Below are 14,701 nucleotides of genomic sequence, written 5' to 3' on the forward strand. Positions count from 1 at the left end.
TTAGGGGATCTTATGTTTGAAGCCGAATTCAGCAACTTAGAGCAGTTAATCCAGAAACTAATCTCTGATAATCAACAGCTCAAAACTCAGGTACAGGAATTGAATCACAAAGAACAGCTGCTGCAGCAGGAGCTGAAAAAAAATGCAGATCAGCTGGAGACGTTGCAACTGCATGTCATGGAATCGGATGATCAAAAGCAGAGGACGCAGCAAAAATTGCAGCAACTGACGCAGTTGTTTGAACAGCAGTTGTCAGCCTGATCATGTTAAAGCAGCCTTTGGTCGTTGAGCAGAAAGTTGTGATAGCCGGCAGGGAATACTGGCTGCGCTGCCCTTTGCAGGAACAAGCCGGACTGCAGGAAGCGGCGCGGCAACTGAACTGTAAAATCGCTCAGGTACGGCAGGGCGCCGGACATTTATCGATGGAACAAAGCATAGTCTTGGCTGCTTTGAATTTAAGTCAGCAACTGGTGACACAACAAAGCCCGCAATTAGAAGAGTGCCAGCAGCGACTGGCAAAGCTAACAGCCCTCATTGAAAAGGATAGCGCAGAGCAATAGGTTGGTTAAGTTGCGGTTCATCCGCTTAAGCCAAACTGAACTTATACCCAACAAACCTGAAGTTGCGGGTCGGCGACAAGCCAGTGAGCCTCAAGCAGCATTGTCAGTTATGCGACTGCGGCCAGAGAGGGCAGTCAACATAACCGCAGTTTCAAGTACGACTTGTTTAGAACCAGGTAAGCCAGTGCAGTAACAGGCGTTACAGGATTTTTCCGATGGAAGGAGCGCATATGACATACTTTAAGCCACTCATTATCGCCGCTACAGCTGTTTATCTGAGTGCCTGCAGCTCTGTTGCAGAGGATCAGCAACATTATGTGCAGGTGCAAAAACCAAATTCGCAAAAAGTTATGATAGTGGTGCACAGCGATGCAGCTGTACCAGAAGCTTTAATACAGGCATTTAATCGTGAAGTTCCCGCTGTTGCTGCCGGACAGGGCTTTCAGATTGTCGATGCACAAGAGCGCCAGTTGACTGAAGTGCCGGCACTGACAGATGTGGATATGGTACTTTATGTTGAAATCCAGCGCTGGTCAGAACAGAGAACTAAATTACTGGCCTCAGAAGCGACAATAGAGCTTGAATACAAGCTGGTTTCTGCGACTTCAGATCAGACACTTTGGCACCACAAAGAAAAACATACGGATACCCGTATAGCTATGGCTGAAAAGTTCTTACCACAGGCTTTGTATCAGGCTTTTTTTGAAGCTTCAAGCGCCTATGAACCGCAGGCCAGTTCGGTGACCAAAGAAGCTTTCGCCGAATTACCAGAAGCGCTGGCCGCTAATCACTGATCTAACAATGCATTATTTGCATGGCTGCTTTTTGCTATTGCTATCGCAAATATGAATTTGGTTAGCATAGTTCAGCCACAGGTCCCATTCAGTTTGTAAAGGTAAGCTGCGCCACACTTTGTTAAAGACATAAAGTGACTCTTTGCCAGCAATAGATTTATGCAAAATTTTGGAATAAGCGCCACTTTTGCTTTTACATTCTGATACCCAAACCAGAGCCGGATAACCATTGACCGGCTCTTTGCTTAAGATTTGACTGTCAAACAGCTCGTCACAGTTACGTTGGCCTTGTTGATCATCAATGGTTTTGGTTTTCAGCAGGTCACTGTCAGGTTGTTGTTCAAATACAAAACTTTGCACGTAGTCTTCTGAATGAACAGATTGCCAACGCACCTCTGTGACATTATCCATATCATTGGGATGGCTTTGCGTCACAGTCCATTCGCCCTCAGGCAAAGGCATAGGCTGTTGCAGCCGCTCTGTATAACGTGGCACAGCACAAGCTGTTAGTAACAAACCGCAGATCAAAACAAAGCCGGTATAGGTTTTCATAAGACTCAAATTATTCATCGTTAAGTGGAGCAGATGCTGCCACCTGCTCCCTGTATAGTTAAATGCTACAGGTATTTTTGTAAAAAGGCTAAATAAGCTTCCTGAGCTTTAATACGGTTTTCCTTTTTCAAAAAGCCGTGGCCTTCATCCGGGAATAACACATACTCCACAGGTACATTCTGCGCACGAATGGCAGCGACCATTTCATCACTTTCTACCTGCAATACGCGAGGATCGTTGGCGCCTTGCACCACCAGCACAGGTTTTTTCACCTTGTCACCGTGGAACACCGGAGAGATACGGCGTAAACGTTCACCATCTTTGGCCGGGTCACCCAGTTCTGCATACAAAGACTCGCGGAACGACTCCCACCAGGCCGGAATACTTTCTAAAGTACGAACCCAGTTAGTCACACCGAAAATATTAATGCCCACTTTAAATTCGTCGGTAAACGCCATAGCGGCCATCGTCAGATAACCACCGTAGCTGCCACCCATGACGCCAATACGATCCGTGGCCACCCAGTCCAAAGATTGCAGGTATTTTTTACCGTACACTATGTCCTGTAAATCATGTTCGCCATGTTTTAAGTCATCCAAATGGTAAAAAGTTTTGCCATAGCCACTGGATCCTCTGTTATTGACGGCCAACACCGCATAGCCCTGATTAACCAGATGCTGAATAGCGGCATTGTAACCGGTACGGGACTGACCACCTGGGCCGCCGTGGATCCAGATTAACGCAGGCACTTTTGTTGTGCTGCTGGCCTGTTTCGGCTTATACAACAGCGCAGGTATAGCTAAATCGTCAAAGCTTGGGTAGCGCACTACGTCACTGGTTACCAGCACATTTTCGTCTATGGCTTTATCCAGCGCCTGAGTTAAGCGCTCCGCTTTAGCTTCGGATAATTTCCAGACAAATAAATTAGAAGGACTGTTGTCGGCATTGACGTAGAAGCTTAAGTATTGGCTGTCAGCCGAAAAGGTAACTCCCCGTAAATCACCTGCTGGTAATTCCGGCAATTGCAAAGCTTTGCCTGTGCTTTGGTCTGTGATGCTAATTTTGGTGGAGGCGTCAGCGTTTACCGCTTCTACTTTGTATTTATTATCTTTGCTAAAGCCAATGTACATAATGTCCCAGTCAGCTTTACTGTAAGGCTGCACCACTTTTTCTGTGATGTTGTAGGCAAAGGCTTCGCTGAATTCTGATTTTTCGTCTGAACCAAAAATCAGCTGATTATTGTCGCGGCTAAAACCATAGACCCCATGCGATACGTTGCCTTGATGCGGTGTGATATGTACCGGTGTTTTGTCAGCGCTTTGCAAATCGACCAGATACAAATTGTTATCGGCATTGGTACGCTCTTTGGATAAAGCGATATAACGGCCATTGTCGCTTAAAGCCCCTATGTCATAGCCTTGGTTATTCTGATAGACCAATGTGCGCTGGTAGCTGCTGCTGTCGTAGCTGTAGAGATCAAAAAACTTCGGATCCCGCTCGTTAGTCATCACCCAGAATTTGTCATCGTCCGTCCAGCCAATAAACTCTGCTTTGTGTTTATCACCTGGTGTTAAGTCTTTAACCGAACCGTCCAATTCAAGCACATACAGATGATGCAGCTCGTTACCGCCCTGATCGGCTTTATAGAGCACGCGGTCATCTTTAGGAAACCAACCTATAGGTAAAATCGATTCGGTGGTGGAATGGGTCAGAGCTGTCCAACTCTTACCGTCCAGACTGACTTTGTACAGGTTAAATACACCTGTTTCATCGGACGCCACTAAAAGCGCATCGGCTTTGTGGTTGATGTCGTTGCCCATATAGGACTTGGTGGCATAAAACTGCGCTGGCGTATAAGCGGGAACAGCTGCGGTTTTGGTTTCTGCTGCAGTTGCGGCAGCTGGCATTGCTGTTTCAGTTTTTGGTGTTTTATCGCAGGCGCTAAGCAGTAAAGTGCTGGTCAGCAGCGCCAGATAAAGGGAACTGTGCTTCATACAAAATCCTTATTGATCTGTTTTTATAGGGGCTCTGCCTTTACTGCCTGTAGGTCAGAACGTTGGAGTACCTTACCAATCTAAGGTATCAGGACCCCAGACTCAAGTTAGCTACTCCGCCCAACGCTGTTTAATTTCAAGAATTTTTTGCAGATTTTGTTCCAGTAAATCGACCAGTAAGGGCTCAAAATGTAAGCCTTTTTGCTGACGGATATGCTGCAGTGTTTCTTCAATACTCCAGGCTTGTTTGTAAGGCCGGGCGCTGGTTAAGGCGTCAAACACATCAGATAAGGCCACAATTCGGGCTTCGACTGGAATTTGTTCGCCGGACAGACCAAAAGGGTAGCCCGAACCGTCCCATTTTTCATGGTGATACAAAGCCACTGATTTGGCCATTTTTAACAAATCAGAATCACAATCCCCGATGATCTCGGCCCCTATTAAAGGGTGTTTTTGCATCTCTTTGTATTCGTCAGCTGTCAGTTTGCCAGGTTTGAGCAAAATACTGTCGGCTATACCAATTTTACCTATATCGTGCATAGGCGCTGCGTGTAGCAGGTCTTCGGCTTTTTGTTCGCTAAAACCATAAGCCAGGGCCAATACCTGAGAATAGTGACTCATCCGCATCACATGTAAGCCGGTTTCATTGTCTTTGTATTCAGCGGCCCGGCCTAAACGCTGGATCACTTGCAGCCGGGTTTGTTTTAGTTCCTGCGCCTGTACCAGAGACAAATGAGTTTTTACGCGAGCCCGCACTACAGCAGGGCTGATAGGTTTAGTAATGTAATCCACTGCCCCCACTTCAAAACCTTTGGTTTCATCCATTTCATCTTTCAGCGCTGTAACAAAAATAACCGGAATAGCGCAGGTCAAAGCGTCAGCTTTTAAACGGGCACAGACATCAAAACCAGTGAGGCCAGGCATCATCACATCCAGCAGTATTAAGTCCGGTTGCTCTTTTTGCACCAGTTGCAGAGCTTCTTCACCACTTTTGGCAAATAACAAACGATACTGCTCCTGCAAGACAGTGCGCAGTACTCTTAAATTGGTAGGTTCATCATCCACCAATAACAGGCTTTGTTTTTCTGTCATCAGAGCTCTCCTTCACCCAACTGTTGTTGTAACTGCTCCAGTAGTTGCAACGCCAGGCTAAAGTCAAAATCGTTTACCGCGTCCAGCAACTTCAGTAGCAACTGCTGATGTGGACCACTGTAGTGAGACAACTGCTCTATCCCTTGATCGTCCAGTTCGTGTCTTCGTAAAGAGTTTTGCAAGTTTTCAAGCATCACCGCCAGTTGCTGATTATTAAGCTGTGTGGACTGTGTCTGTTCAGCTGGTGCTTGCTCCACTAACAGCCTCTGATGCTCAGCTTCAAATTTTGGCCAGCAGCCAAGTATCTTTTGCAGTAGTTCAGCTGCTCTTTGTTGCTGTTGTTGGCGTGCAGCCTGTTCCAGTTCGGCGCAAACTCTGCTTAGTGGCTCCAGTCCCAAATTAGCACTGACTCCTTTAATGGCATGAGCTTGCTGTTGCACAGCCTGATAGTTTTCGTCCTGTAACTGTTGTACAGCCAGCAGTATCATAGGTTTTTGCTGCAGCAAAAACTGCTCTAATTGCGGCAGATAAGTGGCCAGATTGCCCCATAGCTGCAGTGCTTTGGGCAGGTTTAACAACTGATCGGTAGTGACGACTTGAGTATGAGGTGATAAAGGCTCACGTACTTCAATCTCCAGTACTCTGGCAATTTCAAAACTCAGGGCCGCGAAGTCGATCGGCTTACTGGCAAAGCCCTGCATACCTGCTTCTTTGGCTGCGGTTTTATCTTCATCCAGCACACTGGCTGTTAATGCAATGACTGGCTGAGTAGCTTTATTCTGCTGTTGCTCCCACAACCTTATTTGTTTACAGGCTTGCAAGCCATCCAGATTCGGCATTTGAATGTCCATCAAGACTAAATCAAAGCTGTGTTGCTTAATGGTATTGACTGCTTCAATCCCATCTGTGACTGCGGTGACCTGATGGCCAGCCCGTTGGAGTAACAATTTCAGCAGTTCAAGGTTCTGAGGAATGTCATCTGCGATCAGTATTTTTAGTGCAGGTAAAGCCGGTACATACCCTTGTTGTACCACAGTGTTGGCTTGGCCTTTTTTCAGCGGCAGAGTGAATTCAAAACAACTGCCAACACCTTCAGTGCTTTGCACTCTGATCTGGCCGTCCATGAGTTCGACCAGCTGTTTACTGATGGTTGTGCCAAGCCCTGTACCGCCAAAACGTCGGCTCATAGAGGCGTCGGCCTGGGTAAAAGCATCAAATATCTGTGGCAGGCGATCGGCAGCTATCCCTATCCCTGTATCCTGAATACTGAATTTAACCTGTTGCCCTACAGCGGTAACCTGAACCAGCACAGAGCCCTGATCGGTAAACTTTATCGCATTGCCAATCAGATTGGTCAGAACCTGACGCAGCCTATCTGGCGCACCGTAATAAAATTCACCCAATTGCGGGTCGAGTTCCAGCTTTAATTCCAACTGTTTTTTCCGGGCCTGGATCCACAAGGTGGATACCACGGCGTCCAGCACTGCAGGTAAAGAGAAGTCCTGTAGTTCAAGTTCAAGTTTGCCTTTTTCCAGCTTGGCACTGTCGAGAATATCGTTTAATAAATGCAATAATGAGTGGGCGGAACCATGAATAGTAGTTAAATATTTTTTCTGTTCTGCAGACAGTTCTGAACTTAACAGCAAATCACTAAAGCCGATAATAGCGTTCATCGGCGTACGTATTTCATGGCTCATATTCGCCAGAAAAGCACTGCGGCTCTCCGCCGCCAATTCCGCTTTATCTTTTGCTTCCAGCAGTTCTACTTCCATTTGTTTGCGCTGGCTGATATCCATAATGAATCCATCGATCCAGATGACTTCGCCTTGCTCGTTTTTAACTGCTTCTCCTTGTTCTAACACCCAGCGCACCGATCCTGATTTATCTATGACTCTGTATTCGAGCTGAAAACTTTGTTTAAAAAAATCCACTGGTTGCAATAAATACCTGTCATCAGGATGCACAAGTGACACCCAACTTAATTTAGCCTGGGGTAACATAAAATCTGTTGCCGGGTAACCACTTATGGTTTCTATAGCGTCACTGATAAACACCATATCCCAGCTTTCATTAAACAGGCAGCGATAAGCAGCACCAGGTATATTGCCAATTAAAGAACGAAATTTTTTTTCGTTTTCTTTTAACGCATGCTCCATCTGCAGTCTGCCGCTGATGTCGGTGATAAAGGCGACAAAAATATCTTCATCCGGCAGTTTGGCATGGCCTATCGCCAGTCGTACCGGCAGCATATGGCCATCTTTATGCACTGCTTCGACGTCACGGCCTATCCCAATAATTTTTGCTTCACCTGTGGTCAGATAATTGTGCAGGTAGGAATCATGTTCAGGGCGAATCAGGGCTGGAGTAAGGATATTGACGTTTTTATGCAGTAATTCGGCCTCAGTCCAGCCAAAAATATTTTCGGCTGCCTTGTTCATGCCCTGGATTAAGCCTCTGGTATTGATAGTGACTATGCCGTCTACAGCTGTATCCATCATAGCTAACAAACGGCTTTCACTGGTTTTGGCCAGGGCACTGGCTTCCCGGTATTTAAGCAACAGATTAATAGCAACCACTAAGCTGCTGATCACCAGCGTGATGAACGTAATGCTGATCGCCAGCACTACGGGCAACTCGCCATTTTGGCTATCTGGTTGAAATCCAACAGGAGGTACAAAACGGGCTGCCGCCATACCTGTGTAGTGCATACCGCTGATCGCGCCACCCATTACAACACTGCTAAGCAGGGTGAGCCAGGCCGGGGACAGATTAAAGCGTTTTAAGCCAAATCGGATCCAAAGCGCCAGGATGGCAAGAACCACAGCCACCAGAATAGAGAGTAAAAACATCGGCAAGTCGTAACGCAGTGCAACCGACATTTGCATGGCGGCCATACCTGCGTAATGCATGGTGCCTATACCTGCACCCACAAGCAGGCCGCCGAGCAATAGCTGCGGCAGGTTAATTTGTTTTTTACTGATAAGATCCAGTGCGACCCAGGAAGCAGCAACGCTGGGCAGCATGGACAAGGCGGTAAGTCCGAACTGATAACTAACATCTGTGCATAAGGCAAACGCCAGCATGCCAATGAAATGCATAGACCATACGCCGCCACCCAACGCAATACTGCCACTGCCAAGCATCATCAGACGTAATGATTTCTTACTGATACTGATGGCCTGAGCAGTGACCTGCATAGCCATAGCTGAGGCAAAAACAGCTACTAAAAACGATAGAACTACTAAAACTAAATCGTAACTGCCGGATAACAGCAAAGGATCGGCCGGGTATTGAAATAACTGACGTAACCATTCCATTTGCTGTACCTCTACTGCTTCAAGTTAGTGTTTAGCCGCATAGTCCTCCACAGCTCGCCACACTCTGAGCGTATTGCCGGATAAGACTTTTTCAATTTCTTGTTCAGTGTAACCACGCTCTAATAAACCACGGATCAGGTTCGGGTACATAGATACGTCTTTTAGCTGTTCAGGCAAGGAATCGCCTACACCATCGAAGTCCGAGCCGATGCCAACATAGTCGATACCCACCAGCTTTTTCACATAGTCGATATGATCCAGCACTTTTTCTAATGAGGCAAAGGGATAAGGGTTTTGTTTTTTATACTCTGCAGTAAAAGCGTCTTTATCGGTCTGACCTGAGGCTTTAAAAGCGCCATCCCGTTGCAAACCCCACTGATTGGCTGCAGATACAACAAAAGCTGAGCCAAAGTTAATTTGGATCACACCGCCGTTTTTCGCTAACGCTTTGATCATTTTGTCATCCATATTTCGCTCAAAGCCGGGTACAAAGGCCCGTAAGGATGAGTGTGAGGCAATCACAGGTGCTTTACTGATCGCTACGGCCTGGTAAAAAGCATCGTCAGAAACGTGTGAGATATCGACCATGATGCCCGTTTCATTCATTGCCTTTATCAACTCTTTACCAAAAGGACTTAAACCTTTCCACTGACGGCGCAAGTCGTAACTGGAGTCTGCAATATGGTTACTTTCAGAATGAGCTAAGGTGATGTAACGAATGCCTCGGTCGTAGAAATGTTGCAGGTTTTCCAGTTTGCCTTCGATCGGAGTACCGTTTTCCATACCTAAAGCTAAGGAGATCTTACCTTCTTTAAAATGTTTCGCTAAATCAGCGCTGCTGTAGGCCATCGCAAATTTATCAGGGGCACGGCCGACCAGCGCTTCCATATTATCGATCAGTTGGTTCGCCAACAAATAACCGCCGCCTTTTTTCTCATAAGAAGAGGGAATATAAATTGACATAAAAGGCGCATTTAACCCCCCGGCTTTGGCTCGAGGGTAATCAAACTCACCTCTTTGGGTGGCTTTAGTGACATCTTCCCAGTCGTCATGTAAACGGTATGGCACATCGATATGAGTGTCGATAATCAACTGACTTTGGGCAATTTTATTGGCTTGTTTGCTGAAGTCCGCGGCCTGAGTCTGTAGACCCAAAGCGGCAATCAAACTAATAGATAACAGAGTAAAGCGCATATATCCCTCGATAGTTCTGGCTGGAAAATTCCCTTGGTTCTTGACGCCGCAGTGCAGCACCTATGACTTTGGGTTTATACCGCTGTCTTTTTTAGGCTGCAGCGGTTTTTCATTAATCTATCGCGCTTTGAGCTTTGGGTATATACCCAAGTAACTCCAAGATGCACATTGAGTTCACATGGGTATAAAGCAAGCCCTGTTTCTGGTCGCAGTTTTTGACCTTATGGTAGCAACCAACCTGATATCCAAAGGCTATAACAGGCTGCAGTATTGATCAGTACGGTCAGCCAGAACAGCAACTGAAAACTGACTTTGCGGTTTTTGTGCCTGAACCAGTGTTGTGCCACAAAAGCTGCGGGCCAGCCACCTGCCAGTCCTAATAATAACAAGGTGCTTTCCTGAGTACGCCAGGCTTGCTGTTCTGCGGCTTTTTTATCACGCCAGTAGCCAAACAGAGTGACAAGATTGATCAGCAACAAGCCATACTTCAGCCAACCAGGCACTACAAGTCGCCAGTCCAGATACAGCAACCACAAGCTTAGGATCACAAAAACACCGATACTAAATTTTAAACTAAAGCGAAAGGCCGCAGACGTGGGGTGCATTTAGGGAAATCCTCTGGAATCAATCAGTGACAAATTATTTCAAAAAGTACGTATTAGTAAAAATTAATAAATGAGCCCGGATGATTTTCTGCTTCAGCTCAGCAGTATCCGGTTCTAAGTCTATCTAATGTAAAGAATACTAGCTGAAGAGCCACTGAATTGGTGGTGTTTTTTAAATAACACTATTTAACAACCTGATCGCAGAGTCGGCTGTAAATTAGCCGCCCTTCGGTGCTTATTTGAGCAATGAAGTAAAACTCAGAGGGTCTGGTGTCAGGATAATTCCTTTGCAGTGACTGGACTACTTTCAACACAAAGGACAGAAATAATGAACAAATTACTTGGATTGCTGCTTGGGTTATCTGCCGCCTTTTGGCTAAACGCTGAAACTTTACCTGCAGCTCAGGCTGAATACAGTGCCGACCGTATCATTTCAGGCGAGATGGGAGAGATGCGGCAAAAAGTCTTTCACTCTTTTGGCAAAGAGCGGGTAGAGATGCAAATGGAGGGTATGCAAACTGTGATGATTTCCAGGCCTGATTTAGGCAAGTTCTGGAATCTGATGCCTATGCTTGGCATGTATATGGAAATTGATTCAGCTAAGGCAGGTCAAATGTCAGGCCAGATGCCGGATGATATGACCATCGAAAAAATGGGGCCCGATCAGGTCAACGGTATAGCAACAACTAAATACAAAATGTTGATGAAAGATAAGTCTGCGGGTGGTTTTATCTGGCTGACGGCTGAGCATATTCCGTTACAAATGGACTTTATCAGCAAAGAAGGTGGTGAGAAAACAAGGGTGAAAATGACGATGAGTAATTTAACGCTGAGCAAGCAGGATGCCGCTTTGTTTGAATTACCGCAGGGCCTGAACCCTATGCCAAATATGAATTCCCTGATGGGCGGCAGAGGCAATTGAGTATGAATTATAAAGTGATGCCTGTCCTGTTGTTACTGCTGAGCCCTTTGGCTTGGGCTGATTGTGTCGCCGATCTGACAGCAGCTGAAGCCAGAGACTATTTTGATAAAGGCCGTAAACTGCAGGACAGAGGTCAGGACGCTGCGGCCTTAAATAGTTATATCGAAGCACAGGGTTATGTCTGCGATCAGGGGGGGAATCCGGTACGACGTCAGGCGTTGGACAGAGCGGCTGTGCTGGGGAAAAAAAATGCGGTTCTGGCTGAGCAGAATAAACATTGGTTTGATGAAAGTATCACTAATTATGGTGCTTTCCAGTGGTATGAAAAGTCGGGGTATTTTGCCAGAGCTGATCATGCTTTAGTGCAGGCACTGAAGCAAAATCCCTCAGATCTTCAGTTATCTGCGTTGGCCCAGGAGCATTTCCGGCATCGTTCTAAAGATTATTTTATGCACAATAACGCAGATCGTATTGCGGCAACTGAGCCTTACCAAATGTCACAGCAGGATTTTGATTTTGTAGCTGCAGTGCCAGTTGAAAATGTCAGGTTAATATTAAAAGCTCAGCCTGATTTGGTACCAAAAGATTATCTGGACGCTTTAGCCGGGCTGGCCGTGGCGCAAGCTCATCTGAAAGCCACTGATCTGGTTGGACAGATGAAGTTGCAGCAACAAGCCAGAGCTTTTGCTGAAAAATGGCAAGATAAAGGTCTGAAAGTATCAGCGGATCAGTTTGAACTGGCCCTGACCTGGACAAGACAAATGCCGGATTACCCTAAAGCCGGGCTTTTAAAGCAGCAGATTGACAGCGTCAGGCTGGAACAAGCGCACTGGTTTAGTCGCGATTATGCCCACAGTTATGAGATCCTGAATCAAGCTCTGACTATTTATTTGCAGGCTGAGCGCGCCGATTTAGTACAAAAGGTCCGTGACCAGGCCTTGGCTGCAGGAGATAAAGCCATGGTTGCTGAGCATTATCAAAGTGCCAGTCAGTTTTATTCCGTAGCGGATCAGAATGACAAAATGGCCTTGGCTGAAGAAAAACTGGCTGAACAAAGGGAGCAATTAAGCCAGCAAATGGCCGCAAACAACCAGCAACAGCTTGAGGCAATGAAAGCTTTGGCCAATGATCCGGAGAAACTAAAGGCGATGCAACAAAATGCATTGAAGCTACAAAAAGAGTTGGAAATGAACCAACAAAAACAAAAACAGAAGTTTGGTGAAGACACCGAAGCCCTGGCTGATGAGTTGGGTATTGATTAACTTTTAAGGCGTCGGAAACAGAGGAGTTGTTTTCGACGCTGCTCTACCGATAGCGTTTTGTACAGCGGCGACTAAACTTCAATCCATCTGTCCGGTCAGGGAATGAATCATGGCGCAACTCAGCCGCTATAGCTGCGTTTTATTATTGTTAATCAGTCCTGCTTTATCCGCTATTGAGACAAGTGCTGTCATTCAGGTGACTCCGGTACTTAAAACCAGTCAAAGTTGGGACGGTACCTTATTAAGTTATCCGCAGGGGCAGGCCGAAATTACTGGCGTCCGTATTGAAATAGCACCAGGAGCCGAAACGGGTTGGCATCTGCATAATTCCCCTTCTTTTGGCGTAGTGTTGCAGGGCCAATTGGAAATAAGGTTAAAAAATGGTAAAAGGAATGTAGTTAAAACAGGTGATGCTTTAGCTGAAGTAGTCAACACTGTTCATAACGGCAAAAATATTGGTCCTGAGCCTGTGCATCTGCTTATTTTTTATGCCGGTGCGGCTGGACAGGCCAACTCAACTGCAGTCAAGGAAGGAAACTAAATGCGACATTACAATGGTTATCTAAGTCTCTTCATTCTGCTCTTTTTATTGGCAGGCTGTGGCAGCGTCAGGACGCTCGCTCCGGACCAGGGCAAAGTGACGATCAGTTATAACGACAAAAAAAGCTATTGTCAGTCCATACCTCGTGTCTATAGCGGGGTCGCGCACAACTTTTGTCTGATGTATGGAGAACCTAGTAAAACCAGTTACACAGCGGCAGCGGACCTGCCTGTCTGGGCCATAGATACTATGCTCTGTGCTGTCACTGACACTCTAGCTCTGCCATACACCATCAGCCGTCAGGTGAAAGACGGATCACTTAAAGTGGTGCGCTAAGTCGCTGCTTTCTCTGCTGCAGATACAAGACTGGCCACAGCAGCACTACCAGCAGCAGCGCGTACAGCATATGTTCTGCTATCGCCAGAGCCAGCAGCAGGCACAATGCTAAACTGACCAGACTTAAGGCTTTATAGCGGCCAGGTAATAATTGATAAGCGGCCGCCATACTCACCAGATAAATCACTACAAAAACCCCATTCACCCAACTGATTAAATCTTCCAGTTGTTGACCACTGTACCAGGTCAACAGCAGGACTGCGGCCATAGCTGCAATAATGGCGCTGAGCGCCCGCTGCGGCATCTGGTGGTGGTTTTTCTGCTGAAAATAAGCTGGAGTGATGCCTTGTTCACTAAAGCTGGCCAAAGAGCGGGCCACACTGGCCGTATAAACATTCACTGTAGCTATGCCACTGCAAAAACCTAAAATGCCTAGTACCAGTTCGCCATAGCCCCCTAACAACTGATTAAAAACGCTGATCATGGCAAGTGTTTCTCCTGTACCCATCACCAACACCAGATAACTGCAGGCCACATAAATGGCACCGACCACCAGACAACCGCGAATCAGAGCAGGTAATAAATCTTTGCTGGCATCGCGGAAGTCATGGGCAAGGTGGGTCATAGCTTCGACTCCTAAGAAGCTCCAAAAGGCGATAGCACAAGCGGCAGCCAAAGCACTGCTGCTAAAAGCCGGCAAAGAAGGTTGCTGTATCTGCTGAGGTTGCAGCAAGCCAAAGGCCAGCAACAACATCAGGACCAGAGCAATAATCAGCAGGGTTAAGCCAAACTGTAAGCGGGCTGACAGCTGTAAGCCACGGTAATTCAGCAGCCACAATAAGCCAAGCAGGCTTAATTCCACCGGTAATCGCCAGTACTGGGCTTCGGGCAACAAAGGCGCAATAAACTCAAAGGTGATCATCAAGGCGGCAGAAGCGCCAAGGGGCACCACCAGTAAAAACATCAGACCAAGCACTCGTCCTGTCAGTTCACCAAAAGCCAGAGCTGCAAAATGAGCTGGTCCCGTCGCATGAGGAAAACGGCTGGCCAGTAAGCCAAAAGTAAAGGCTAGCGGTAACACCGCAAGGGTGAGTAACAACCAGGCCAGCAAAGCCCAGGGGCCCGCTACTTCTACTGTCATTTGCGGCAGAATAAATACGCCTGTGCCAAGTAAAGTGGTGGCCATTAATGCGGCGCCTTGCCAGCGGCCAATTCCTTTGTGTGACATAGTTTTTCTCTTCGATAAGGGCTGGTGATATTCTAATAAGATTCGAAGCGGCAATCTGTGGTTTTATGCCGTGAAAATGCAGCCGTAGTGCGAATAACAGCGGCAGAATGCCGGAGTGCGTATACCCAAGTGACTTCACGATGTAGAATTCAGCGGGAGATAAAAGCGCTTTAGGTAAGGCAGCTGTTGGAAGCTTTAGTGGTTCTAAAGCAACAACAGTTAACGCGGCATAAAGCGCTTTTAGCCCCGCCCGAAGGGAGTCGCTGGGCGATTGCACTGCGGTGTTAGCCTGTCTCACAAGGTA

General features: G+C 46.8%; 14 protein-coding genes. 7 read left to right on the forward strand and 7 right to left on the reverse strand.

Annotated features, from left to right (window positions below; genetic code table 11):
• The 3 genes from LDL40_RS15535 to LDL40_RS15545 form a co-directional block, all read left to right on the forward strand.
• The coding region (locus LDL40_RS15535; protein WP_300996360.1) for a hypothetical protein at positions 1-261 on the forward strand (261 nt) is incomplete at its 5' end.
• A gap of 2 nt (positions 262-263) precedes the next feature.
• Entirely contained in the window at positions 264-560 is a 297-nt protein-coding gene (locus LDL40_RS15540; RefSeq protein ID WP_300996361.1) for a cell division protein ZapA, read from the forward strand.
• 230 nt (positions 561-790) lie between these two features.
• On the forward strand, positions 791-1,354 hold the full coding sequence (locus LDL40_RS15545) for a hypothetical protein (RefSeq protein ID WP_300996362.1): 564 nt from the start codon (positions 791-793) through the stop codon (positions 1,352-1,354).
• A gap of 12 nt (positions 1,355-1,366) precedes the next feature.
• Here LDL40_RS15545 and LDL40_RS15550 read toward each other — a convergent pair whose 3' ends face one another.
• The 6 genes from LDL40_RS15550 to LDL40_RS15575 form a co-directional block, all read right to left on the reverse strand.
• A complete protein-coding gene (locus tag LDL40_RS15550; RefSeq protein ID WP_300996364.1) occupies positions 1,367-1,906 on the reverse strand; it encodes a hypothetical protein in 540 nt (179 codons plus the stop codon).
• Positions 1,907-1,971: 65 nt separating this feature from the next.
• Entirely contained in the window at positions 1,972-3,900 is a 1,929-nt protein-coding gene (locus LDL40_RS15555; RefSeq protein WP_300996366.1) for a S9 family peptidase, read from the reverse strand.
• A 111-nt stretch (positions 3,901-4,011) separates the two neighbouring features.
• On the reverse strand, positions 4,012-4,992 hold the full coding sequence (locus LDL40_RS15560; protein ID WP_300996367.1) for a two-component system response regulator: 981 nt from the start codon (positions 4,990-4,992) through the stop codon (positions 4,012-4,014).
• Complete coding sequence (locus LDL40_RS15565; RefSeq protein ID WP_300996368.1) at positions 4,992-8,309, reverse strand: MHYT domain-containing protein; 3,318 nt, start codon at positions 8,307-8,309, stop codon at positions 4,992-4,994. The genes LDL40_RS15560 and LDL40_RS15565 overlap by 1 nt, the downstream gene beginning before the upstream one ends.
• Before the next feature lie 24 nt (positions 8,310-8,333).
• Complete coding sequence (locus LDL40_RS15570) at positions 8,334-9,503, reverse strand: dipeptidase (RefSeq protein ID WP_300996369.1); 1,170 nt, start codon at positions 9,501-9,503, stop codon at positions 8,334-8,336.
• Between the two features lie 221 nt (positions 9,504-9,724).
• Positions 9,725-10,108 carry a DUF1294 domain-containing protein gene (locus tag LDL40_RS15575; RefSeq protein WP_300996370.1) on the reverse strand — a complete coding sequence of 128 codons (384 nt, stop codon included), beginning with the start codon at positions 10,106-10,108 and terminating at the stop codon, positions 9,725-9,727.
• Positions 10,109-10,436: 328 nt separating this feature from the next.
• Here LDL40_RS15575 and LDL40_RS15580 point away from each other — a divergent pair, with 328 nt between their 5' ends.
• The 4 genes from LDL40_RS15580 to LDL40_RS15595 all read left to right on the forward strand — a co-directional run bounded on the left by LDL40_RS15580 (position 10,437) and on the right by LDL40_RS15595 (position 13,169).
• Positions 10,437-11,030, forward strand: coding sequence for a DUF4412 domain-containing protein (locus LDL40_RS15580; protein ID WP_300996371.1), 594 nt, complete (start codon positions 10,437-10,439; stop codon positions 11,028-11,030).
• Between the two features lie 2 nt (positions 11,031-11,032).
• A complete protein-coding gene (locus tag LDL40_RS15585; RefSeq protein ID WP_300996372.1) occupies positions 11,033-12,292 on the forward strand; it encodes a hypothetical protein in 1,260 nt (419 codons plus the stop codon).
• 109 nt (positions 12,293-12,401) lie between these two features.
• Positions 12,402-12,833: a cupin domain-containing protein gene (locus tag LDL40_RS15590; RefSeq protein WP_300996373.1), complete on the forward strand. Its 432-nt coding sequence runs from the start codon at positions 12,402-12,404 to the stop codon at positions 12,831-12,833.
• On the forward strand, positions 12,834-13,169 hold the full coding sequence (locus LDL40_RS15595) for a YceK/YidQ family lipoprotein (protein ID WP_300996374.1): 336 nt from the start codon (positions 12,834-12,836) through the stop codon (positions 13,167-13,169). It begins immediately after the preceding gene.
• Here the strand turns inward: LDL40_RS15595 and yjeH are convergent.
• Positions 13,153-14,397 (reverse strand): L-methionine/branched-chain amino acid transporter, encoded by a 1,245-nt coding sequence (yjeH, locus tag LDL40_RS15600; RefSeq protein WP_300996375.1) that lies wholly within the window; start codon positions 14,395-14,397, stop codon positions 13,153-13,155. The two genes, LDL40_RS15595 and yjeH, sit on opposite strands and share 17 nt — an antisense overlap.
• Positions 14,398-14,701: the final 304 nt, after the last annotated feature.

The organism is Rheinheimera sp. (assembly GCF_020217005.1).
In the GTDB taxonomy this organism is placed as follows: domain Bacteria; phylum Pseudomonadota; class Gammaproteobacteria; order Enterobacterales; family Alteromonadaceae; genus Pararheinheimera.

Coding starts and splice junctions, on each gene's coding strand:
- LDL40_RS15540 (WP_300996361.1), top strand. CDS start 264: ATGTTAAAGCAGCCTTTGGTCGTTGAGCAGAAAGTTGTGATAGCCGGC.
- LDL40_RS15545 (WP_300996362.1), top strand. CDS start 791: ATGACATACTTTAAGCCACTCATTATCGCCGCTACAGCTGTTTATCTG.
- LDL40_RS15550 (WP_300996364.1), bottom strand. CDS start 1,906: ATGAAAACCTATACCGGCTTTGTTTTGATCTGCGGTTTGTTACTAACA.
- LDL40_RS15555 (WP_300996366.1), bottom strand. CDS start 3,900: ATGAAGCACAGTTCCCTTTATCTGGCGCTGCTGACCAGCACTTTACTG.
- LDL40_RS15560 (WP_300996367.1), bottom strand. CDS start 4,992: ATGACAGAAAAACAAAGCCTGTTATTGGTGGATGATGAACCTACCAAT.
- LDL40_RS15565 (WP_300996368.1), bottom strand. CDS start 8,309: ATGGAATGGTTACGTCAGTTATTTCAATACCCGGCCGATCCTTTGCTG.
- LDL40_RS15570 (WP_300996369.1), bottom strand. CDS start 9,503: ATGCGCTTTACTCTGTTATCTATTAGTTTGATTGCCGCTTTGGGTCTA.
- LDL40_RS15575 (WP_300996370.1), bottom strand. CDS start 10,108: ATGCACCCCACGTCTGCGGCCTTTCGCTTTAGTTTAAAATTTAGTATC.
- LDL40_RS15580 (WP_300996371.1), top strand. CDS start 10,437: ATGAACAAATTACTTGGATTGCTGCTTGGGTTATCTGCCGCCTTTTGG.
- LDL40_RS15585 (WP_300996372.1), top strand. CDS start 11,033: ATGAATTATAAAGTGATGCCTGTCCTGTTGTTACTGCTGAGCCCTTTG.
- LDL40_RS15590 (WP_300996373.1), top strand. CDS start 12,402: ATGGCGCAACTCAGCCGCTATAGCTGCGTTTTATTATTGTTAATCAGT.
- LDL40_RS15595 (WP_300996374.1), top strand. CDS start 12,834: ATGCGACATTACAATGGTTATCTAAGTCTCTTCATTCTGCTCTTTTTA.
- yjeH (WP_300996375.1), bottom strand. CDS start 14,397: ATGTCACACAAAGGAATTGGCCGCTGGCAAGGCGCCGCATTAATGGCC.